Origin of the sequence: Pandoraea pnomenusa, from assembly GCF_000767615.3 — a bacterium.
Taxonomy (GTDB): Bacteria; Pseudomonadota; Gammaproteobacteria; order Burkholderiales; family Burkholderiaceae; genus Pandoraea; species Pandoraea pnomenusa.
Map to the genome: position 1 here is coordinate 132588 of NZ_CP009553.3, position 20816 is coordinate 153403.

Here is a 20816-nt window from a genome sequence, read left to right on the forward strand (position 1 = left end):
GAATCACTCACTGAATTACAAACGCGGTGAACAGCACTTCGCCCACGGCCTGCTGCGGCATGTTGGCCGCGAACGGTTGCGCGACCAGCGAGCGGATTTCGCTTGCCAGACGACGCTTGCCGTCGATCGTGGCCAGATCCTGCGGCTGCTTGGACGACAACAACAGCAACACGCGGCTGCGCACTTCGGGCATGTGCTGCGTGATGCGGGCTTGCGTCTCGGCATCCGCCACCTTGAGCGAGAGGCCGATATGCAGGTAACGTTCGCCGTCCTCGCCGGTCAGGTTCACCGTAAACGGGTCCATGCTCACGAAGACCGGTGGCGGCGGGGGCGGCGGTGCTTTCGCCGCTTCGTTGCGCCCGGTCAGCAAATACACGGCCGTTGCGGCGCCGGCGGCGGCCATGAGGGCTACCGCGACGATCAACAGAATCCATTTGCGCATGCCCCCGCCAGAGGGAGCCGCGGCTTGCGTCGATGCGGGATTTGCCATGTGTTCGCCTGCTATTGGGTAAAGATTGTCGGCCAACCCGCCATCGGGTGATCGGCCGAAAAGAAGGGACAATCGCGTCTAACTCGCGTCTTTGTCTTAACGGCAGAAACGCTCGCGGGCTTTAGGGCGCTGCGGCGCACCGTCGCGCCCGGCCGGGCGGCCAATGCCGCCGCGGTTCCCAGGCGTCGCGTCAGCCCCGGACTGTCGGGCGCGTCAGGCGAACGTGTCGACCAGGCCGTTGGCGGCGCGCATCGGCACACTGACCGTGGTGGCGAGCGGTGCGTCGTCGGTCTGGCCGAAGCCGGTCGTGCCGCGCGCGCTTCCGTTCCCGTTCCCGCCGCCATTGCCGCCATTGCCATTGGCGCTGTGCTGCGCGAAGGCCTGCTGTTGCGCGCTGTCGCTGCTCACGGTGGTATTGCCCAGGGCAATGCCATTGTTGGCGAGGCTCTCGCGCAACTGCGGCAGCGCGGCCTGCACCGCGTCGCGCACGGCGGCATGCTGCGACACGAACATCGCCTGCGCCGAATCGTTCGCCACGTTCAGCACCACGTGAAGCGGGCCGAGATCGGGCGGGTTCAGGCTCAGTTGCGCGGTCTGCGCATGGGCTGACGAAAGCCACACGACCTGCTGCGAGAGCTGGTTGTTCCAGTCCTGCGTACCCACGCGCGCGTTCAGCGCGAGCGCCGCGGGCAGGTTGGCCTGGGCCTGAAGCTGTGGCTGGGCATCGACGACGGGCGTTGTTGCCTGTGCGGCCTGTGCGGCAGCCTGGATCGCCTGGGTGGCGGTGTTCGCCTGTGCGGTGGCGTCGCGATGGCCTTGCGCCTGCGTCATGGCATCGGCCATGCGCTGGGCGTCGGCGCCCGCGGGCGATGTCGACTTGGCTTCGGCCGCGGCCGGCTGCGGCACGGTGGTGGGCTGCGACGTCGTGGCGTTCTTTGCCAGGGTGTCGAGCGAGATGCCGCCGGTCGGGTTGGCCGGCGTGACGGCGCCGGCCGCCGGCGCCTGGCTCGCGGCCGTGGTTGCCTTCGCGCCGTTTGCGTCGGCGCCGACCGGTGGCTGGCCGGCCAGTTGAGCGGCGCCACTCGCTTGCAGGGCGCCGTTCACGGCGGCCGCAATGGCGGCACCCTTGCCCGGCTTGGCATCGGCGGCGTCAGCGCCGGCCGTGGCGGCGGGTGGGGGCGCTTGTGGCGGCGCGAGCGGTGCATTGTTCATCGCGGCGAGGGCGACGGCCAGGGCGGCCGCCGGGTCGCCGGGCGCGGCGGCCTGCACTTCGTCGTCGGCGTTCTCGTCCTTGTCGGTGTCGGCCGTCGTTGCCTTCGTCGTCTTGGACGAAGCGTTCGAAGCGTTCGTTTGATTGCTTTGCGCCGTCTGACCGGCCTGGCTCGCCGACGCGCTGCCGTTGGTCGTGTTGTCGGAAGACTTCGTGCTGCCGGCGTTGTTCGAGGACGCGCCCTGCGCAGTGTTGCCTGCAGCATTGCTTGCCGCCGGCGCCACGGTTTGGCGCGTCTGTTGCGAGAGCACGGTGGAGAACGGCAGCGCGCTGCCGTCGTCGGCGTTCGACGCCCCGGCGCGATTGGCCTTGGCGGCTTGGGCGGCGCCGGCGGCGTCGGTCAGGAAGCTCAGAATCGACATGTCGGTTCGGTCCTTCAAATCGGGGATTCGGCGCGGCGTCGCAGGCTGCGCGCGGCGTACTCATCGTTTTCCTTCTGTTCGCGACGCGCCGCCCGCAGCGCCGTGCGGGCTTCTTCGCGCGTGGCGAGCGTGCCGAAGGAATTCAGGCGACGCTGTTGCGCCTGCCATTCCCGGCGTGCGGCCGCGAGACGCTCCTCGGCTTGCTCGAGCAGCATGGCCTGCTGCCCGATGGCCGTGTCGAGCGTGTCGATGAATTGCTGGAAGTTGCGCCAGTCGTGTCCCGCCATGCCTTGAACCGTCGCCGTCTGCATGCGCGTGCGGTATTCGTGGCGATATTGGCGCAAGGCGTCGAGCTGACGCTCGACCTCGGCCCGCTGCGTCTGACGTTCGCCGAGCAGGCGTGCGGCTTCGTCGACGTCCTTCTGGGCGAGTTCGATGAGCAACTTGAGGGGCAGGGTGGAATTCATGGCCGCCTCCGATCAGTGGAACAGGCCGCGCAACTGCTGCACGGCGTCCGGATAACTGGCCCGCTCGCGCATTCCCTGCTGCAGGAAGCCTTCGAGACGGGGATAGAGCTCGATGGCCTGATCGAGCATCGGGTCGCTGCCCGGCGCGTACGCGCCCACGTTGATGAGGTCGCGGTTGCGCTGGTAGCGCGAGAGCATCTGCTTGAAACGGCGCACCGTATCGAACTGGTTATCGTCGATGAGCGCGGCCATCGCCCGGCTGATCGACTGTTCGATGTCGATGGCGGGGTAATGGCCCGATTCAGCCAACTGGCGCGAGAGCACGATATGGCCGTCGAGAATGGCGCGGGCCGAGTCGGCGATCGGGTCCTGCTGATCGTCGCCCTCGGTGAGCACGGTGTAGAACGCCGTGATCGAGCCGCCGCCGTCCGGGCCGTTGCCGGCGCGCTCCACGAGCGCGGGCAGCTTGGCGAACACGGAAGGCGGATACCCCTTGGTGGCGGGCGGCTCGCCGATGGCCAGCGCGATCTCGCGCTGCGCCATGGCATAGCGGGTGAGCGAGTCCATGATCAGCAGCACGTCCTTGCCCTGGTCGCGAAAGTACTCCGCGAGCGTGGTGGCATAGGCCGCGCCTTGCAGGCGCAGCAGCGGCGAGACGTCGGCCGGTGCCGCCACCACGACCGAACGCGCCAGACCGTCCGGCCCGAGAATGTTCTCGATGAAGTCCTTCACTTCGCGGCCGCGCTCGCCGATCAGGCCGACGACGATGACCTCCGCTTGCGTGAAGCGCGCCATCATGCCGAGCAGCACGCTCTTGCCGACCCCCGAGCCCGCGAAGAGCCCCATGCGCTGGCCCCGTCCGACGGTGAGCAGGGCATTGATCGCGCGTACACCGACGTCGAGCACCGACTCGATGGGCGCTCGGCCGAGCGGGTTGATCGGCACCGAGGCGAGCGACGCGCTGTCGGTCATGCCGAGCGGGCCGAAATCGTCGAGTGGACGGCCGGCGGCATCGACCACGCGGCCGAGCAGGGCTTCGCCCACGGGCAGCCGTTTGCCGTTGTGGCGCTGGCTCGGCAGCGGGCCGTCCGCGGCCGGTTCCATGGGGAACACGCGGGCGCCGGGCAGCAGGCCGGAGACTTCCGTTTGCGGCATGAGAAAGAGGCGGTCGCCGCCGAATCCGACCACTTCGGCTTCGGCGGTCGCCGGTTCGCGCGATGCGTCGTGCACCGGCAACTCGATCAGGCAGCCGGCGCCCACGGGCAGGCGCAGGCCGACGGCTTCGAGCACGAGGCCCGCTGCGCGGGTGAGCCGGCCGCAGCGGCGCGTGGGTTCCACGGCGTGCACGTGCGCGATGCGCTCGCGCAACGTGTTCTGCCAGCGGTGCAGATGCGCGTCGCGAGCGATCTCACGGGCGTTCAGGGCGTGCACGGCGGCTTTCGGCGCGGGCGCGTCGGTGTCAGCGTCGGCCGGCCCGTCCGCTTCCCGGGTGGCGCGCGCGGCATGGCGTGTCTCGGGATCGCCCGGGGCGTCGTCGTGATCTTCAGGTTGCAGTGCGCCGGCCTGCACGGGCGGGGCCGGCGTGTCGATCTCATCCCACAGCCGCACCGAGGGCGTCGTGCCGTCGTTCGCCGGCACGGGCTCGGGCGATGAAGGCGACGCGGCCGGTGCCTCGCCATGCGTGTTTTCGGTGCTGGACAGCACCGGCGCATGAGCGGTGAGCGGGGTGAGTTCGGCGTTCACCATGGCAGGTCCTTGCCCAGGGCGGCCATCACGCGTTGCCAGCGGGTGGCTACGGTGGCGTCGACTTCGCCGCTGGCCGCTTCCGCCTTGCAGCCGCCGCGCTCGATGGCCGGGTCGGCGCGCACGGTCCAGCCGGCGGCCTGCAGTTCCGCGCCCACATGGGCTTCGACGAGCGTCACGTCTTCAGGGTTGAGCAACAGCCGCGGCGAGCCGGTCAGCGGATCGTTGGCAAGCAGCTCGCGCACGATGGGCAGGAGCGTTTCGGGGCGCACCGTGAGCGTCTGGCGCAGCGCCTGACGCGCAATGTCGAGCGCCAGCCCAAGCAGCGGCTCGGCGACTTCCCGGTCGATGGCATTCACCGCGTTGCCGAAACCATGGGCGATGTCGGCGAGTTGCGCCGCGCGGGTGTCGATTTCGTGCTGACCGGCGGCCTGACCGGCGGCATAGCCTTCGGCGTGGCCTGCCGCGTAGCCTTGCGCGTGACCTTCGGCGCGGGCCTCCTCGCGCCATGCGGCGATCTGGGCGGCCAGTGCCGGATCGTCGAGCGGTCGCGGCGGTTCGGGTTGGGGCGGCGGCGGGGGCGGCGGCGGATCGAACGACGCCATCTCCCAGCGTTGCCAGGCGGAGAGGCGTTCTTTCGGAATGATGGTCGACATGCGCGCGGGCCCCGATCCGTTACACGTAGGCGTCGTCGCCGCGGCCGCCGATCATGATGGCGCCCTGATCGGCCAGGCGCCGCACGACCTGCAGCACCTTCTTCTGCTCGGCTTCGACTTCCGAGACACGCACCGGACCGCGCGACTCGAGGTCTTCGCGCAGCAGTTCGGCCGCTCGCGCGGACATGTTCTTGAAGAACTTCTCGCGCAGCTCGGCCGGCGCGCCCTTGAGCGCGATGATGAGCGACTCGGACTCGATTTCCTTGAGCAGCACCTGGATGCTGCGGTCTTCCACGTCGAGCAGGTTCTCGAACACGAACATCTCTTCGACGATCTTCGCCGCGAGGTCCGAATCGTAGTTGCGCACGGCTTCGATGACCGACTCTTCGTGCACGCCGCCCAGGTAGTTGAGGATTTCCGCGGCGGTGCGCACGCCGCCCATTGGGCTGCGCTTGATGTTTTCGCTGCCCGAGAGCAGCTTGGTGAGCACGTCGTTGAGCTCGCGCAGGGCGGCCGGCTGAATGCCGTCGAGCGTCGCGATACGCAGCACCACGTCGTTGCGCAGGCGTTCGGTGAAAAGCGCAAGCACTTCCGACGCCTGGTCGCGGTCGAGATGCACCAGGATCGTGGCGATGATCTGAGGATGTTCGTGACGGATCAGCTCGGCCACGGCAGTGGAGTCCATCCACTTGAGGCCTTCGATGCCGCTGGTGTCGCCACCTTGCAGAATGCGCTCGATGAGACCCGCGGCCTTGTCGTTGCCCAGTGCCTTGTTGAGCACCGAACGGATGTATTCGGACGAGTCGAGCGAGAGCGCCGAGTGCTGCTCGGCTTCGAGCACGAAGTCCTGGAGCACGTCGGCGATCTGGTCGCGCGTGACTTGCCGGAGCGAGGCCATGGCCGCACCGAGCTTTTGCACCTCGCGTGGCGCAAGGTACTTGAAGACCTCCGCCGCTTCATCTTCACCCAGCGACATCAGGAGGATGGCGCTGCGTTGGAGTCCCTCAGCCGCGCTCATCGCCACCACCCACCCATGATTTGACTACCGTTGCCACGATCTTCGGATCCTGTCGCGCGACCTGGCGCGCATACTGCAAGTTGCGCTCGTACGCGCTGAGTTCGCCCGACTTGCCGGGCGTGCCGTCGGCGCTCTCGCCCTCGGCCCCTTCCTCGCCCGCACCGACCGCGCCGCCCGCACCGGCGAGCGAGGGCTCGGCCGGCGGCGGCGGGGTGAGGTGCTTGCGAATGGCCGGGCGCACCACGCCGAACCACAAATAGATGCCGATCAGCCCGATCAGCGCCCACTTGCCGACCTGTTTGGCCAGCTCGATGTTCTGGCGCTGGCGCCACCACGGCAGGTTGGCTTCCGGATCTTCTTCCACCGTGAACGGGCTGTTCACGATGTTGAGCGTGTCGCCGCGCTGGGCAGAGAAGCCGATGGCTTCCTTCGACAGGTTCTGGATCTGGTCGAGCTGCGCCTGCGTGAGCGCGACCATGGCGGCCTTGCCCTTGGCGTCGGTGCCCGGACGATAGTTCACGACCACGGCGGCCGAGAGGCGCTTCAGTCCGCCCGTGGCTTGCTGTACGTGGCGAATCGTGCGATCGACCTCGTAGTTGACCGTGGCGTCCTTGCGATCGCTGCGCGGACCCTGCGGCGCGCTGGCCGCGCTTGCGGGGTTCGCACCCTGCTGGGCGAATTGTTGTTGCTGCTGCGTGATCGGCGCGGTGGCCTGGCCCGGCGGCTGGTTCGACAGCGCGCCCGGCACGCCGCCCGGCGGCGTGATGCCGATCTGCGAGGCTTCGCTGCTTTGCTGGCTGCGCACCGCCTGCTCGCCGGAGTTCGGCTTGTAGTTCTCGGACGTTTGCTCGACCTGGTTGAAGTCCACGTCCGCCGTGACCTGCGCGTGCACGTTGCCCGGCCCGACGATCGGGTTCAGGATGGCCTCAATGCGACGGGCGTACGACTGCTCGAGCTCGCGCACGTATTTGAGCTGGCTGGCGTCCAGACCCAGCGCATTGCCGCTTTGCGCCGAGAGTAGATTGCCGTTCTGATCGAGCACGGTGACGTTCTTGACCGGCAGCTCGGGCACGCTCGACGCGACCATGTGAACGATGGCGCTGACCTGGGCGTCGTCGAGGACGCGGCCCGGGTAAAGCGTGACGAGCACCGAGGCGCTCGGCTTCTGCTGTTCGCGCACGAAGACCGACGGCTTGGGGATCGCCAGGTGCACGCGTGCGGCCTGCACCGCCGAGAGCGACTCGACCGAGCGGGCGAGTTCGCCTTCGAGCGCGCGCTGGTAATTGACTTGTTCGGCGAACTGGCTGATGCCGAACTTCTGGTTGTCCATCAGTTCGAAGCCGACCAGACCGCCCTTGGGCAGGCCCTGGGAAGCCAGGCGCAGCCGAACGTCGTGCACCTGCTCGGCGGGTACCAGAATGGCACCGCCGCCCTCGGCGAACTTGTAAGGCACGTTCATCTGCTGGAGCGACGTGATGATCGCGCCGCCGTCACGGTCGCTCAGGTTGCTGTAAAGCACCTTGTAATCGGGCGCGCGGCTCCACAGGAAAACGGCGATCAGCAGTGCGATGAGCGCCGCACCCCCGATGAGCAGGGGCAGGCGTTCACGCGAACGCAACTGCGCCAGCAGAGGGGGTTTGGCGGCAACGTCGGCCGGCTGCGTGGCGGCATTCATGCGCGGCTCCACGCCAGCGGCGTTGTCATGACGTTCATCGCGGTGGAAGTGCTCACTAACATGCGACAGGATTCTCCGGGGGTACGCTTGGTGCGGTGCTCAGGCCCTTGGGGGCGAAGGAACGGAAAGGATCCGGTCTCTGGAGCGCACGACGCCGATGGTCCAGATTATTCGTTGGCGAATGTGGAATCGTTCTGTGGATTAGGCGGGTGTTTTGCCGTTAATTAAGGTATTGGAGGCTTGCCGACCGGTGCTAAGCTCCGACCTAGCTGAAAAAGGCTAACCAGAGGCAAACCGGCCAGCGTTGCGCGAAGTTGCGTGCCGCCGGGCCAATCGAGGACAGGCAATATGGCTATTCCGGGGATCGAATCGGTACTGCAGAAGCTGGGCGGCGTGGCGTCGCAGGCGGCGGGCTCGATTATGGGTACGTCCAACGCCGGTGCGGCGTCGGCGTCGAAGACGGGCGGTTTCGCGTCCGAGCTGGAAGCGTCGCTCAAGCGGGTGTCGGCATCGCAGAACGGCGCCGAGGCGCAAGCCCGGGCGTTCGAAATGGGCGAGCCGGGCGTGGCGCTCAACGACGTGATGGTCGACCTGCAGAAGGCGAACATCGGCTTCCAGATGAGCCTGCAGGTGCGGAACAAGCTGGTTTCGGCCTACACCACCGTGATGAACATGCAGGTGTGATGCCGTTGTCGGGCCGCCGTCGGGTCGTTACCGGGCCGTTGCAGGTGTGCGTCGCTGCAGACGTTGGCGGTGGCGAGCGGATGCACCGGGCATGACGTGAGTGCCGTGAATGAAGAAGCCCCGTCGTCAGGCGGGGCTTTTTCATGGCGGGGACGGCCTGGCGCCGGTGGAAGTCAGGCCGCCGATTCGGGCTCGGCGGGTGGGGCCGTCGGCGCGGCAGCGGCGTCGGAGAGTGCTTCGGGCGGCAGCACGCCCGGGGGCAGCGGCGGCGGCTTGCCGCCCCGGCCCGCTTCGAGCTTGTACAGCCAAGCCAGCAGTTCCGCCACCGCCTGATAGAGCTGCGCCGGAATGCGCTGGTCGAGATCGACCTGCATCAGCAGGCTCACGAGTTCCGGCGACTCGTGCACATACAGTCCATGCTCTCGCGCCGTGCGCACGATGGTGTCGGCCAGCAGGCCGTAGCCCTTGGCCACGACGCGCGGTGCCGTGTCCTTGGCGCCGTAGGCAAGCGCAACGGCGGTGCGGCGTTCGGGCGGCAGCGTCATGCGTCACCTCCCGTTGGCGTGCCATCCGATCCTTGTGCGGCAGGCGACGTCCGGCCTTCGCTCGTCGGGGGTGGAGCGGTGTCTGCGTGCATGGGCACAGACGACCCGACGGACTCGTTCGGGCCTGACACCGCGCCCGCCGGTCCGCCGCCGGTTTTGCCGTCCATCGTGCCGTCCATCGCGCCGAACGACAACTGACTTGCGACGAGACCGACCGCCGCGAGCCGCTGGCGCAGCGCCTCGCCCTCATGCGAGAGCACATCGGCCGATGCCGTGGAATCGGTCAGCAAGCGTGCCTGCAACTGCTGACCGGACAGGCCAAGCGTGACGTCGACGGTACCCAGCGACGGCAGTGTGAGCCGCAAGTGCGTGTGCCAGGTCGATGGGGCCGTCGCTTCGCCGGGCGCGCCTTGTCCGGCGCGTTCTTCGACCTGCCACTCCATCGGTGCGCCGGGCCATGCCATGCCGTTCCATTGAAACTGCGGATTGACGAGCATGTCGAGCTGCTGGCGCACGAGCGTCACGCTCTCGGCCGGGGTATTGGCTACGGCGGCGATTGCGCCCGCCGGTCCATGAGGCTGTGCGCCGGTGGAACTGGCCGTGGCGGCACCGCCGTCGGCCGGGGACACGGCGGCGAGGTCGTGACCGCTCGGCAGCACGGTGTTCGTGGCATGCGCCACGCTGGCCGCATGGGCCAGCGCCGTGGCGGTGTTCGGGAGATTCGCGCTCGCGTTCAATCCGCCGTCGGCGGCATTGCCGGGCGTGGGTTGGCCCGGTACACCCGCCTGCACCGGCGCCGGCGGCGTTGCGCCGGGCAAGCCGGCCGCGCTGAGCGTCGGCCAGCCGGTCGCGAGCGACGCTTCCGCCCCCGCGGGTCCCAGCAAACGGGTGAGCGGTCCGGGGCCGGGCAGCGTTGCGTCGGCCCCGGCGGCGCGCAACTGCGCGGCAAGGTTGGCCGACGCCGGCCAGCGCAGTTGCGGCTCGGCCTGCAACTGCTCGAACGAGCGGCTGCCCGAGGCCCACTGCGCAAGATGCGATTCGTAGAACAGTCCGCTGGCCGACAATGCTTCCTTCAATGCCGAGGCGAGCAACGGCGCCAGTGCGGGCGCGCCCGTGCCGGGGGCGGCAGGCCACACCGGTGCGCTGGCCTGCACGGGACCGGGCGAGTCGGGGGCGAGACGCAGGATGGTGTCGATGGTGCGGGCGGCGGCGGACAGCGTCGCCTGCTGGACTGGCATCGGCAGCCGGGCAGGGGTTTGCGACGGCGTGTTGCCAAGACCGACGGCCGTGGGCGAGGCTTTGGCGGCGAGGTCGCCGAGGGCCGTGGTGGCGTCTCCCGTGGGCTGGGTGCCTGCGATGGCACTGGGAGCATTCGTCGATGAACCGCCCTGGCCGAGGCCGAGCAGCGAGTCGAGCCGCCGTGCGAGTGTCGTGGCCAGAACCGAGTCGAGACCGGCCATGCCTTACTCCGAAGTGTGAGCGTCGTGACGCGCCGCCGATGTCGCCGCGCCGCGGCGCATCGGATGCGGGTCAGGCACCCAGGTTCAGGCCGTAGACTTCGTGCAGGGCACGTTGACGGCGCGTGCTGTGGATCATGGCATCGAGGTGCGCGAGACGCGGCACCACGAGATCCCGAATGGCGGCATCGTCGGCCAGAATGCGCCGGATGATCGCGTGCTTGCGCGCTCGCTCGTCTTCGGTGAGCGGCAGCGAGGCGTCGAGTTGCTTGATCGAATCGACCTGCGCGCGGTATTGCGTCTCGAGATCGATGAGCGCATCCCAGTCGCCGTCGCGCGCCACGCCGAGCATGCGCTCGGTGAGGCCGGCAATACTTTCGTAGCAGTTCAGCAAAGTCGTGGCTTCATTCATAGCGCACTCCGGTGCCCGCCTGCGCGGCGGGGACACCCGTGCCGGTAGCCGGGGCAATCTCGCGCCAGGCCGATGCAATCGTCTCGAGCAGGGTATCGACTTCCCGTACCTTGGCAACGTCGTTCTCGAGATTCGCCTCGAGCAGACGCTGACTCATGTAGTCGTAGAGATCGCGCAGGTTACGGGACAGTTCCCCGCCGACTTCCATGTTCAGGCCATCGCGCAACCCGCCGATGATGCCAATGGCCTTGGAGATGGCCTGGCCACGCTCGGCGATGCGTCCGTCCTCGAAATGAACGCGTGCCTTGGTGAGCGCTGCCTTGGCGCCGTCGAACAGCATCACGATGAGCTGATGCGGGCTGGCGGCGACCACCCCTGTTTCGAGACCGACCTTGCGATAGGCATTGGCGGCGTTTTGACCGTACATGACTTTCTCCCAAGCGCGTGGACGTCGAGCGTTGCGCGCTGGCTTCGATGACTTCGATTACTTCGAGGACGAGGACGACGAGGACGAACCGCCCAGCACCTGCTTGAGGTAGTCGCTGGTGTTCTGCAGTTTGGCCATCGTGGCGTCGAGCGCGGTGAACTGCGCGAGATAGCGGTTCTGCATCTGCGTCATCTGATCCTGCCAATCCGATTCCTGCTGCTGGATCTGCTTGATCGTGGCGTTCAGGCTGCTCGTGGCGGACGAGATCGCGCCCTTCGTGCTGAGGAAGTCGGTGACCTGATTGTTCAGCAGCGAGGCATACCCCTGCGAGAACGATACCGTACCACGGCTGCCCGTATTCGAACCGCCGATTGTCAGCTTCAGGCCGTCCACTGCCGTACCGGCGCCGCCCGTGAGCGTCTGGCCGCTGCCCACGGCCGACAGGCCGCCGATGGTCCCCTGCACGTCGACGCCCGTCGTGAGCGTATTGGTACCGAACACGCCTGCATAAGCCGAGCCGCCCGTGACCTGTACGCGCGAGGCCGAGCCATAGCGATTCGACGTGATCGTGAGAATGCCGTTCTTCTGCGCCACGCTCACGCCGGAGCCGGCGCCCGAGAATACGCTGTTGCCATTGATGGCCGACTGAATGGCAGTGGCGAGTTGGTCCGCCGTATAGGTGCCGTTCGGAATGACGATGCTCGCGTTGTTACCGTCGAGCAGGATGTTCAACTGATTGTTCGCCGCCGTGATGGTGGTGCTGGCGGGTAGCGTCACCGAGCCGGTCGCCGTGCCCTGCGTGGCGATCTGCGTGATGTTTACCGCGTAGTTTCCCGGCTGGGTCTTGGTCGACGAGCTGTTGTACGTGATCAGACTGTCGGAACTGATGCCGTTCGTGGCGAGCAGCGACGCGAGTTGCTGAAAGCCGGTGCCCGTCGACATCGCCTTGTTCAGCGCCGAGGTATCGAGTGCGAGCGTGCCGTCGGTCTGGAAGTTCACGCCGATCTGCGCGAGCGACGAGAGGCCCGTGCTTTGCACGCCCGGGAGGCGGCCGTTCAGGATGTTCTGCAACTGCGTTTGCACCAGGGTCACCGTGGAGTCGCCGATCAGCGCCCCCGTGGCCTGACCCGTCGGGTCGTACTTGGTGAGCGTGGTCATGGTGCTTTGCAGCGTGTTGTACGCCGTGACGAAGCTCTGGACCGCGCTGGTGACCGCGCTGGAATTGTTGGACAGGGTGACCGTGGTGGTGCCTGTCTTGATGAGCGACAGCGACAGGCCCTGCACCGAATTCTGCACGCTGTTCGTGGCGCTGGTGATGGCCAGGCCGTTGACGGTGAGCTTGGCGTTCTGAGCCGCCGCCGTTTGCGTGAGGTTCTGCGTGCCCGTTGCGTCGTAGGTGAGCATGTTCGTGATCGTCGCGTCGCCACCGGCGGCCGCGGAGATGTTCATGCTCATGTTCTCGCCCGTGGTCTTGGACGTCAGCACGAGGCGGTACGGGGTGCCGCTACCGTCGTTGACGATCGTCGCATTGACCGGCGCGCCCGACGCGTTGATCGCGTCGCGGATGCCCTGCAGCGAGTTGTTGCTGCTGTCGATGGTGATGGTGACCGGCGTTTGCGAGGCGTTGGCGGTGAATCCCGCCCCCGAATAAGTACCGTTGGTGAGCGTGCCGCCCGTGATCGTACCGAACGAGAACGTCAGTTTGGTTGCGGTGCCCGAACCGATGGCGCTCGTCTGGTTGGCCACCCCGCTCGTCGACAGGCTTTGCGCCTGCGCCAGTTGCGAGACATTGACGCTGTAGGCGCCGGCCGCCGCGCCGGTGGAACTCGACGCGGTGAGAATCGTGTTGTCGGCGACGTTGGCCGACATTTGCAGATACTGCGAGGCGCTCGACAGGGTCAGCAACGACGCCTGGAACGCGGACAGCGAGGATTGAAGCTGACCGAGCGCGGAGAGCTTGGTCTGGTAGCTGGACTCCTGGTTCTTCAGCAGCGTGAGCTTGTTGTTCGCCGGCTGCATCAAGCTCGTGACAAGGGCGTTGACGTCCAGCCCCGAGCCGATACCGGGGGAGGAGATGCTGCCAGTCGAAGACGTTGAAGTTGCCATGTTTTCTGCTCTCGCTTTGTTGAACTCGGGCTTCCTTGCCGACGTGCCGCAACAGGCCGGTCTGTAAAGCTTAAGGCGGCGGCACCGCGTATTGCAGTGACGCCGCCGGCGGACCGCACGCTCGCGCGTGCGGTTTCACTTCAGTGCCGCTCTCCGGTATTACTGGAGGAGCTTGAGCACTTGCTGCGGCAGCTGGTTGGCTTGCGACAGCATCGAGATACCGGCTTGTTGCAGGATCTGCGAGCGGGTCAGGTTGGCCGTTTCCGCTGCGTAGTCCGTGTCTTGCACGCCCGAACGCGCTTGCGTCAGGTTTTGCGTCGTGGTCGACAGGCTCGAGATGGTCGACTGGAAGCGGTTTTGCGTTGCACCCAGCGTTGCGTTGAACGAGTCAACCGTCGTGATGGCCGCGTCGATCTGCGAGAGCATCTTCGTGGCGTTGTTCACGCTCAGCACGTCGGCCGTGGCCAGGCTGCCCGACGTCGTGTACGTGCCGGCGGTCAGGCCGAGCTGCGTCAGGGTCGACGGCGTGCCGGCGTTGGTCGACGAGATCGCGAACGCCTGGCCCGAGCTGATATGCATCGCGCCGGTCGAGTCGATGAACGCGTTGATGCCGATGTTCGCCGAGTTGATGGCCGTGGCCAGATCCGACGAGTTCTTGAACGTGCCGGTGATGTCGTGGGCAACGCCGTTGACCGTGAAGGTCAGGTCGCCGGTCGACAGGGTGGTCTGGAACTGCGAGGCCACGCCGGTCGACGTGACGGCTGCGCCGCCTGCGGCGATGGTGGCCGGCAGACCCAGGGTGGCCTGGTCGGCGCCGCCGACGGTCAGTGCGGCAGCCGGGTCGGTGTTGGCGATCACCAGTTGGCCCGACGAGTTGACCGAAGCGATGTTGGCGGTGAAGCCAGCCTTCGCACCTGCCGTGTTGATGGCGGCGGCCAGATCGTTGGCGTTGTTGTACGTGCCGGCGGCAACGTTCTGTGCCGTGCCGGCGCCGTCCTGAATCGTCAGGGCGCCGGCGGCGACCGTGAACGACAGCGGGTTCGTCGTCGAGTTGGCGGTTGCCACGGCGCCGATGCTCGACGTCGTCATGCTTTGCGTCAGGTTGACCGAGATGGTCTGGCCGGCGTTGGCGCCAACTTGGAAGTTCGCCACGCCCATCGTGCCGTTGAGCACCGACAGACCGTTGAACTGGGTTTGCGACGCCGTGCGGTTGATTTCAGCCAGACGCTGCTGGACTTCCTGGTCCAGGGCGGCGCGGTCCGAATCCGAGTTCGTGGCGTTGGTGGCCTGAACGGCCAGCGTGCGGATGCGTTGCAGGTTGTCGGTGATCGACGACAGGGCGCCGGCAGCCGTCTGCACCAGCGAGATGCCGTCGTTGGCGTTGCGCTGGGCTTGCGTCAGACCGTTGACCTGAGCGGTCATGCGGTCGGTAATGGCCAGACCGGCGGCATCGTCGGCGGCGCTGTTGATGCGCAGGCCCGACGACAGACGCGTGATCGAGGTTTGCAGGCTGCCCTGCGAGGTGCTGAGGTTGCGTTGTGCAACCAGCGAGAAGATATTGGTATTGATGACGGATGCCATTTAGCAACTCCTTTCCCAAAGATTTTTTGGCTCCGGCTTAAGCGCCGTAACTTTGGCTCACCAGCCAATCGCCGAAAGCCGCCGTTGTAGGGGATATCGGACGCCCATTGGGAAAATTTAGGGTGGTTTTGCAAAATGCTTCACCGACCCGCATCGACTGACCCCGTCGATGTCGGAAAAACACTAATGCATCAGTCTACAAATTTCCGCCACGATCGATCCGCCAAGGAAAGGGGGAATCTGCCGCCTATTCATGCCCGGTAAGGCGCTGACAGGTTCGGGGGTGGCAAAATCAGGGCGGCGTGCGGCGCCGGTTTCGCCGTCAGGCGCAAGATTCGGCGGTGAGCGAAATATTTTTTCAGGCGCCGTGAAAAAACATTCCCAGTGGGGCGATCGGACGCACCAAAAGACCGTGGCCCGCTGTCGCGGGCCACGGAGTGAGTACTTATTCCGGTGGGTATCGGGCGTCGGGTCGGCTACCGGCCGATGAGAATCACACGCCGACCGGGCCCATTTCGGCGCTGACCAGACCGTGTTGCATCACGTAATACGTGAGTTCGGCGTTGTTGTTCAGACGCATTTTCTCGAGCAGGCGGGTGCGATAGACGCTCACCGTCTTCACCGACAGCGAGAGCGCGTTGGCAATGTCCGTGAGGCGCTTGCCCGAGCCGATCATGCACAGCGTCTGGTATTCGCGGTCCGACAGGCGTTCGTGCGGCGGCTGGTCGGCGTCGGGGCCGAGGTAGTCGGCGAGCGTTTCGGCAACCATCGGGCTCACGTACTTGCGGCCCGAAGCGACCTGGCGCACGGCCGAGACCAGTTGCTGGGCGTTCGATCGCTTGCTCAGGTAGCCGGCGGCGCCGGCCTTCAGGGCGCGCAGCGCGAACTGGCCCTCGCCGTACATGCTGAAGATCATGATCGGCAGACGGGGGTGCTTGCGACGAAGCGTCTTGAGAATCTCGAGACCGTTGGTGTCGGGCAGCGAAATGTCGAGCAGGACGATGTCCCACTGCGCCGCGTCGGTCATCTCCAGCGCTTCCGCGCCGCAATCGGCTTCGCCGATCACGGCGATGCTCCCGCTATCGGTGAGCAATTGCCGCACGCCCTGACGCACGATGGCGTGGTCGTCGACGATGAGCACTCTAAGCGTCATGATGCGTATCCGTGAAGAGCAAGCGATTCCGGGGCTTGATGGCCGGCGGCGAGTGCGGCCGCCGGGGACGACAGAATCTGGTGCCAGGGAAGCCGCGCACAGACGAGCGTCCCCGATCCTTGAGCACTGCCATTGCCATGACCGATACGAAGTGTGCCGCCGAGCGCCGTGCAGCGCTCGCGCATGCCAACAAGTCCAAAATGTCCCTGCTTGCGACGCGCGCCGCGGGCCAGGCCGCAACCGTCGTCGGAAATCGTGAGTTTGAGTGAGCGATGGCTGCCGTCGAGCGCCACGACCACGCGCGACGCGCGTGCATGTCGGGCGACGTTGGTCAGCGCTTCCTGCGCAATACGGTACAGGGCCAGCATCGCGTCGGCATTGAGATGTGCCACGCGCTCGCGCGTCACGTCGTCGCAACGCCAGATGCAGGCAAGACCGCTTTGCTCGCCGAAGCCGCGCACCCATGCGCGCAGCGCCATCACGAGGCCAGCTTCCAGCGCGGGCGGGCGGTGGTGGCCAACGAGCTCGTCCGCGGCGTCCTGCGCGGCGCTCGCCGCCGTTTGAATCTGGGTACAGAGCGACTGCCACTCGGCGGCGTCGGCCGGCGGGCGCATCGCGAGACGCGAAACCGCCAGCTGCAGTGCCGTGAGATGGGCGCCGAGCCCGTCGTGCATCTCCTGCGCCAGACGTGCGCGCTCGGCTTCGCGAGCGGCATCGATCTTGCGCGCAACGGCTTGCGACATCGGTCGCGCCGCCACCGCCCGCGCAGCACGCGAGGCGGTCTCCGCCGGCAGCGCCGAGTCACAGGCGGCGGGCTGATCCGAAGCCGGGGCGGCGGCGCGCGCGTGCATCGCGTCGTCCGGTGACGACGCGCGACGTCTCGCAGCCTGAGCGGCAGGATCGACGAGATACGACATGAAGGCAAATCCCTGAGAGAAAAAGTCCCGTGCCACAACCCACGTGGCGAGACCCATTTCAATTTAACAAACTTTACATTTCGTCACAAATACACGCGGTGGGCAACCGCATGGTTGACAGCGAAGCCTAACTATTTGATTTGGATCAAGAAGTTTTTGCTTGCGTGAGGAGGATTTCGCGAAGGCCCCAAATATATCAGGGTTTGTCCTAGCGCATCCAGTCGATCGTATGTTTCAAACGACATCTCACGGCTAAATGATTGTAACGCCTTAATTTTTATCCCAACTTCATACGATTGTGATTTTCTTTCAGGCACGCACGCGGGTATACCACGCGCGCCATCGGTCAGGGACTTCGCGTGACGTAGCCTACGGAGCGTTGCTTTCGGTGTCCGAATCCACGGGAAGCGTTACGCTCACGACCAGTCCCGTCCCGTCGTCGCCAGGCGCGAGCGTCACCGTACCGTGACTGGCGGCCACGATCTCCTTGACGATCGCCAGTCCGAGTCCGGTGCCGGGCTGCCCGGGAGGCGCGTTGCGATAGAAGCGCTCGAATACGCGCTGGCGCGCCTCGGCCTGGATGCCCGGTCCGTCGTCGATTACGCGCAGCCGTGCCGCGCCATCCTGACGGTCGATGGCGACGGTCACGCGCCCGCCCTCGTGGATATAGCGGATCGCATTGTCGACAAGATTCATGACCATCGCATGAAACAGCTCGCCGTTGCCTGTGACCCAGACGTGGGTCTCCGACGTTTCCAGTCCCAGATCGATGTCGCGCCGCTGGGCGAGCGCCACCAGTTCCTCGAGCACGCCGGCCGCTATGCCGACGAGATCGATCCGCGAACGGGAGAATGCCGGCGTGTCGGCCGCCTCGGCCTGGGACAGCAGCAACAACTTGTTCGTCAGGTCATTCAGTCCGCGGCTGCTCGCCTGCATGGCGGCGAGCACGTCGGCCAGTGCCGCGCGGTCGTCGAGCTGCGCGGCGAATTGCAGTTGCGTGTCGAGCAGGGTGAGCGGCGTGCGCAGCTGGTGTGCGGCGTCGGCCACGAAGCGACGCTGTTGCTGCGCCTGGGCCGAGAGTCGCTGGATGCACAGATTGATGGCGTCGACGATGGGGCGTAACTCGGTCTGCAACTGACCCGCACGAATCGGCACCAGCTCCTGCGGCGCGCGCCCGGCGACTTCGTCCTTCAGGCGGATCAGCGGGTGCAGCTCGACCGTGAGTCCGATGAGCACCAACAGGGCGGCGAGTGCCGCCATCGCGATCTGGCGGTGCAGCGACGGCTCCCACAACTGCGCGAGCATTTCGTCGTGGGCACGCATCGTCTCGGCGACCACGACCGCAACGCGGTGAGGTTTGCCGGAGTCGTACATCGTGCGCACGAAGCTGATGGCGCGCAGCGTCTCGCCATCGACCGTGATGTTCGAATAGGCGGGCCCCGTTTGCGGAAAGAGCGGCGGATGCGGGAAACCGGGCGGTCCGGCGAGCAGTTGGCCGGTCTCCGTGATCACCTGGTAGAACACCCGGTCGCGCGCGGGCGACGCGAACAACTCCAGTGCCGAGGGCGGCACGGTGGCGCGAAGCGCGCCGTCCACCCACGTGAGCTCGCCCGCGATGACCTGCGCCGACGTCAGCAGCGCGCGATCCTGCACCAGCTCGGCGGTATCGCGCGCGCTTCGATAGGCCAGCCACGCGCTCGCGCCGATATACAGCGACAGTGGCAGCATCAGCCACATCAGCAGCCGCACGCGCAGGCTAAGCATCTTTTTCGCGCAACAGATAACCCAGTCCGCGCAGGGTCATGATGGCCGCGCGGCTCGTCTCGAGCTTCTTGCGCAGCCGGTGGATGTAGATCTCGATGGCGTCGGCGCTCGGTTCGTCGTCCAGACCGAACACGCCGTCGACCAGCGCGCTCTTCGCGACCGTCTTGCCCTGCTTGCGCATGAGAATCTCGAGCACCGCATGTTCGCGCGAAGGCAGCGCGAGCGGCGTGCCCGCGATCGTGAACTGGCGCGTGCCCGAGTGATAGGCGAGGTCGGCGCACACGAGGTCGGCACTCTGCTCGGGGGCGTGCCGCCGCGCGAGCGCCTTCACGCGGGCAATCAGTTCGCGCACCTCGAAGGGCTTGACGAGGTAGTCGTCGGCGCCCGCGCCCAGGCAGTCGACTTTCTCGTCGACGGAGCCGCTGGCCGTCAGAATGATGACCGGCACGTTGTTGCGGCGTTCGCGCAGCCGCCGCAATACGTGCTTGCCGCCGAGCTTGGGCAGCATGAGATCGAGCAGCACCACGTCGTATGTCTCGGTCTGCAACAGGCGATCGGCCGCGTCGCCATCGCGCGCGGCGTCGACGGTGAAGTTGTCGTCGCGCAACATGCGGGCGAGCCAGTGGGCGAGGGTGTCGTTGTCTTCGATCAGCAGCAGTTTCATGACGGCAAGGGCGTGGTACCTACAACGCGCGTACAGGGCATGGCCAACCCGGGGCAGCACGACGCGACGGCGAGTGTGCCCGTGCAGCCGGCGCAAGCCAACAGCGGGTAAACACCCATCCATCTCGCCGGAAAACCTGCATGGGACGAAAGCTTGATGAAAGCTTCCGTTTTCTACAATCGGCTCCAGGGTAGAGGAATCGATATGGAGAGCCGCTGCCCTGGCCCGCAACCGAACGACGCGAGGCCGGCCGGCGCCGACATCGTCGCCCGAGCCATTATCCCTAAAACGATGGAGACACCACAATGCGAGCAAGCCTTGGCGTGCGTGCGCCGAAAGCCTTTGTGAAACCCCTTCTGGCCGCCATGGTCGGCGCATCGCTGGCGCTGGCCGCCGCGCCGGGCTTCGCCGCCGACAACGGCAAGATCACGATCATGGTGGGCGGCATTACCAAGATGATCTATCTGCCGGCCAAGCTTGCCGAGCAACTGGGCTACTTCAAGGACGAAGGCCTGAACGTCGAGCTGCTCTCGCAGCCGGCCGGGGTTGACGCCGAGAACGAACTGCTCGCCGGCGCCGTGCAGGCGGTGGTCGGCTTCTACGATCACTCCATCGACTTGCAGAGCAAGGGCAAGGAAATCGAGGCCATCGTCGTTTTCGGTCAGGTGCCGGGTGAAGTCGAGCTGGTCAACGCGAAGAGCCGCGACACCATCAAGAGCATGGCCGACGTGAAGGGCAAGACCCTGGGCGTGACCGGCCTCGGTTCGTCGACGAACTTCCTCACGCAGTACCTCGCCGCCAAGCACGGCATCACGTCGGCGCAGTACTCGGTGCTGCCGGTGGGCGCGGACAACACGTTCATCGCCGCGATGAAGCAGAACCGGATCGACGCGGGCATGACCACCGAGCCGACCGCGTCGCAACTGATCAAGACGGGCGATGCCTCCGTGCTCGTGGACATGCGCACGATGGAAGGCACGGTCGCCGCCCTGGGCGGCGCTTACCCCGCATCGAGCCTGTATGTGCAGCGCGCATGGGCCGACACGCACAAGGCCGAGGCCGCGAAGCTCGCCCGGGCATTCGTGAAGACGCTCAAGTTCATCCAGACTCACTCGGCGGCCGAGATCACCGAGAAGATGCCCAAGGACTACTACGGCAAGAACAAGGACCTGTATCTGCAGGCCCTGCAGAACTCGCTGCCGATGTACTCGCCTGACGGGCGCATGCCGAAGGGCGGTCCGGAGACCGTGCTCAAGGTGCTCTCCGCGTTCAATCCGAACGTCAAGGGCAAGCACATCGACCTGTCGAAGACTTACACCAACGCGTTCGTCGACCAGGCGAAGTAAGGCGCCCGCCGCCACGCGTCACCTTTTGACCTCGTAGTACCGGCGCACGCGGTCCCCTCGGCCGCCGCGCCAAACGAGC

General features: G+C 66.5%; 19 protein-coding genes. 2 read left to right on the forward strand and 17 right to left on the reverse strand.

The window, feature by feature from the left end:
* Nucleotides 1–7: 7 nt before the first annotated feature.
* From fliL to fliF, 7 genes are all read right to left on the reverse strand, one after another.
* A complete protein-coding gene (gene fliL, locus LV28_RS24670) occupies nucleotides 8–490 on the reverse strand; it encodes a flagellar basal body-associated protein FliL (RefSeq protein WP_023872622.1) in 483 nt (160 codons plus the stop codon).
* Nucleotides 491–703: 213 nt separating this feature from the next.
* Complete coding sequence (locus LV28_RS24675; RefSeq protein WP_048806484.1) at nucleotides 704–2122, reverse strand: flagellar hook-length control protein FliK; 1419 nt, start codon at nucleotides 2120–2122, stop codon at nucleotides 704–706.
* A 14-nt stretch (nucleotides 2123–2136) separates the two neighbouring features.
* Nucleotides 2137–2589: a flagellar export protein FliJ gene (gene fliJ, locus LV28_RS24680; protein ID WP_038619269.1), complete on the reverse strand. Its 453-nt coding sequence runs from the start codon at nucleotides 2587–2589 to the stop codon at nucleotides 2137–2139.
* Between the two features lie 12 nt (nucleotides 2590–2601).
* Nucleotides 2602–4179, reverse strand: coding sequence for a flagellar protein export ATPase FliI (gene fliI / locus LV28_RS24685; protein WP_371328150.1), 1578 nt, complete (start codon nucleotides 4177–4179; stop codon nucleotides 2602–2604).
* A 149-nt stretch (nucleotides 4180–4328) separates the two neighbouring features.
* Nucleotides 4329–4988: a flagellar assembly protein FliH gene (gene fliH, locus LV28_RS24690; protein WP_023598384.1), complete on the reverse strand. Its 660-nt coding sequence runs from the start codon at nucleotides 4986–4988 to the stop codon at nucleotides 4329–4331.
* Nucleotides 4989–5007: 19 nt separating this feature from the next.
* Entirely contained in the window at nucleotides 5008–6006 is a 999-nt protein-coding gene (fliG, locus tag LV28_RS24695; protein WP_023598385.1) for a flagellar motor switch protein FliG, read from the reverse strand.
* Nucleotides 5993–7681 (reverse strand): flagellar basal-body MS-ring/collar protein FliF, encoded by a 1689-nt coding sequence (gene fliF / locus LV28_RS24700; protein ID WP_023872620.1) that lies wholly within the window; start codon nucleotides 7679–7681, stop codon nucleotides 5993–5995. The genes fliG and fliF overlap by 14 nt, the downstream gene beginning before the upstream one ends.
* 348 nt (nucleotides 7682–8029) lie before the next feature.
* Here fliF and fliE point away from each other — a divergent pair, with 348 nt between their 5' ends.
* Complete coding sequence (fliE, locus tag LV28_RS24705) at nucleotides 8030–8365, forward strand: flagellar hook-basal body complex protein FliE (protein WP_023598387.1); 336 nt, start codon at nucleotides 8030–8032, stop codon at nucleotides 8363–8365.
* Nucleotides 8366–8538: 173 nt separating this feature from the next.
* Here fliE and LV28_RS24710 read toward each other — a convergent pair whose 3' ends face one another.
* The 10 genes from LV28_RS24710 to LV28_RS24755 all read right to left on the reverse strand — a co-directional run bounded on the left by LV28_RS24710 (nucleotide 8539) and on the right by LV28_RS24755 (nucleotide 19391).
* Nucleotides 8539–8910 carry an EscU/YscU/HrcU family type III secretion system export apparatus switch protein gene (locus LV28_RS24710; protein ID WP_048806483.1) on the reverse strand — a complete coding sequence of 124 codons (372 nt, stop codon included), beginning with the start codon at nucleotides 8908–8910 and terminating at the stop codon, nucleotides 8539–8541.
* On the reverse strand, nucleotides 8907–10370 hold the full coding sequence (fliK, locus tag LV28_RS24715; RefSeq protein WP_038619265.1) for a flagellar hook-length control protein FliK: 1464 nt from the start codon (nucleotides 10368–10370) through the stop codon (nucleotides 8907–8909). Before fliK ends, LV28_RS24710 begins: the two co-directional genes overlap by 4 nt.
* Before the next feature lie 70 nt (nucleotides 10371–10440).
* Nucleotides 10441–10779 (reverse strand): flagellar protein FliT, encoded by a 339-nt coding sequence (locus LV28_RS24720; RefSeq protein WP_023598390.1) that lies wholly within the window; start codon nucleotides 10777–10779, stop codon nucleotides 10441–10443.
* Nucleotides 10772–11206: a flagellar export chaperone FliS gene (gene fliS, locus LV28_RS24725; RefSeq protein WP_023598391.1), complete on the reverse strand. Its 435-nt coding sequence runs from the start codon at nucleotides 11204–11206 to the stop codon at nucleotides 10772–10774. The genes LV28_RS24720 and fliS overlap by 8 nt, the downstream gene beginning before the upstream one ends.
* A gap of 57 nt (nucleotides 11207–11263) precedes the next feature.
* A complete protein-coding gene (gene fliD / locus LV28_RS24730) occupies nucleotides 11264–13312 on the reverse strand; it encodes a flagellar filament capping protein FliD (RefSeq protein WP_023598392.1) in 2049 nt (682 codons plus the stop codon).
* Nucleotides 13313–13471: 159 nt separating this feature from the next.
* Complete coding sequence (locus LV28_RS24735) at nucleotides 13472–14893, reverse strand: flagellin N-terminal helical domain-containing protein (RefSeq protein WP_023872615.1); 1422 nt, start codon at nucleotides 14891–14893, stop codon at nucleotides 13472–13474.
* Between the two features lie 493 nt (nucleotides 14894–15386).
* Entirely contained in the window at nucleotides 15387–16046 is a 660-nt protein-coding gene (locus tag LV28_RS24740; RefSeq protein ID WP_023598394.1) for a response regulator, read from the reverse strand.
* Nucleotides 16043–16963, reverse strand: coding sequence for a sensor histidine kinase (locus tag LV28_RS24745; protein WP_160117964.1), 921 nt, complete (start codon nucleotides 16961–16963; stop codon nucleotides 16043–16045). The genes LV28_RS24740 and LV28_RS24745 overlap by 4 nt, the downstream gene beginning before the upstream one ends.
* A gap of 369 nt (nucleotides 16964–17332) precedes the next feature.
* On the reverse strand, nucleotides 17333–18727 hold the full coding sequence (locus LV28_RS24750; protein WP_023598396.1) for a sensor histidine kinase: 1395 nt from the start codon (nucleotides 18725–18727) through the stop codon (nucleotides 17333–17335).
* Nucleotides 18720–19391: a response regulator gene (locus tag LV28_RS24755; protein ID WP_023598397.1), complete on the reverse strand. Its 672-nt coding sequence runs from the start codon at nucleotides 19389–19391 to the stop codon at nucleotides 18720–18722. The genes LV28_RS24750 and LV28_RS24755 overlap by 8 nt, the downstream gene beginning before the upstream one ends.
* Nucleotides 19392–19756: 365 nt before the next feature.
* On the opposite strand from LV28_RS24755, the gene LV28_RS24760 reads away from it, so the two are divergent.
* Entirely contained in the window at nucleotides 19757–20737 is a 981-nt protein-coding gene (locus LV28_RS24760) for an ABC transporter substrate-binding protein (RefSeq protein ID WP_371328151.1), read from the forward strand.
* The last annotated feature ends 79 nt before the right edge of the window (nucleotides 20738–20816 follow it).

Excerpts from the sequence above, each read along its gene's own strand:
- fliH (WP_023598384.1), bottom strand. The coding sequence starts at position 4,988 with ATGTCGACCATCATTCCGAAAGAACGCCTCTCCGCCTGGCAACGCTGG.
- LV28_RS24740 (WP_023598394.1), bottom strand. The coding sequence starts at position 16,046 with ATGACGCTTAGAGTGCTCATCGTCGACGACCACGCCATCGTGCGTCAG.
- fliJ (WP_038619269.1), bottom strand. The coding sequence starts at position 2,589 with ATGAATTCCACCCTGCCCCTCAAGTTGCTCATCGAACTCGCCCAGAAG.
- LV28_RS24710 (WP_048806483.1), bottom strand. The coding sequence starts at position 8,910 with ATGACGCTGCCGCCCGAACGCCGCACCGCCGTTGCGCTTGCCTACGGC.
- LV28_RS24760 (WP_371328151.1), top strand. The coding sequence starts at position 19,757 with ATGGTCGGCGCATCGCTGGCGCTGGCCGCCGCGCCGGGCTTCGCCGCC.
- LV28_RS24735 (WP_023872615.1), bottom strand. The coding sequence starts at position 14,893 with ATGGCATCCGTCATCAATACCAATATCTTCTCGCTGGTTGCACAACGC.
- fliF (WP_023872620.1), bottom strand. The coding sequence starts at position 7,681 with ATGAATGCCGCCACGCAGCCGGCCGACGTTGCCGCCAAACCCCCTCTG.
- fliK (WP_038619265.1), bottom strand. The coding sequence starts at position 10,370 with ATGGCCGGTCTCGACTCGGTTCTGGCCACGACACTCGCACGGCGGCTC.
- fliL (WP_023872622.1), bottom strand. The coding sequence starts at position 490 with ATGGCAAATCCCGCATCGACGCAAGCCGCGGCTCCCTCTGGCGGGGGC.
- fliS (WP_023598391.1), bottom strand. The coding sequence starts at position 11,206 with ATGTACGGTCAAAACGCCGCCAATGCCTATCGCAAGGTCGGTCTCGAA.
- LV28_RS24750 (WP_023598396.1), bottom strand. The coding sequence starts at position 18,727 with ATGCTTAGCCTGCGCGTGCGGCTGCTGATGTGGCTGATGCTGCCACTG.
- LV28_RS24755 (WP_023598397.1), bottom strand. The coding sequence starts at position 19,391 with ATGAAACTGCTGCTGATCGAAGACAACGACACCCTCGCCCACTGGCTC.
- fliG (WP_023598385.1), bottom strand. The coding sequence starts at position 6,006 with ATGAGCGCGGCTGAGGGACTCCAACGCAGCGCCATCCTCCTGATGTCG.
- fliD (WP_023598392.1), bottom strand. The coding sequence starts at position 13,312 with ATGGCAACTTCAACGTCTTCGACTGGCAGCATCTCCTCCCCCGGTATC.
- fliE (WP_023598387.1), top strand. The coding sequence starts at position 8,030 with ATGGCTATTCCGGGGATCGAATCGGTACTGCAGAAGCTGGGCGGCGTG.
- LV28_RS24675 (WP_048806484.1), bottom strand. The coding sequence starts at position 2,122 with ATGTCGATTCTGAGCTTCCTGACCGACGCCGCCGGCGCCGCCCAAGCC.
- LV28_RS24745 (WP_160117964.1), bottom strand. The coding sequence starts at position 16,963 with ATGTCGTATCTCGTCGATCCTGCCGCTCAGGCTGCGAGACGTCGCGCG.
- LV28_RS24720 (WP_023598390.1), bottom strand. The coding sequence starts at position 10,779 with ATGAATGAAGCCACGACTTTGCTGAACTGCTACGAAAGTATTGCCGGC.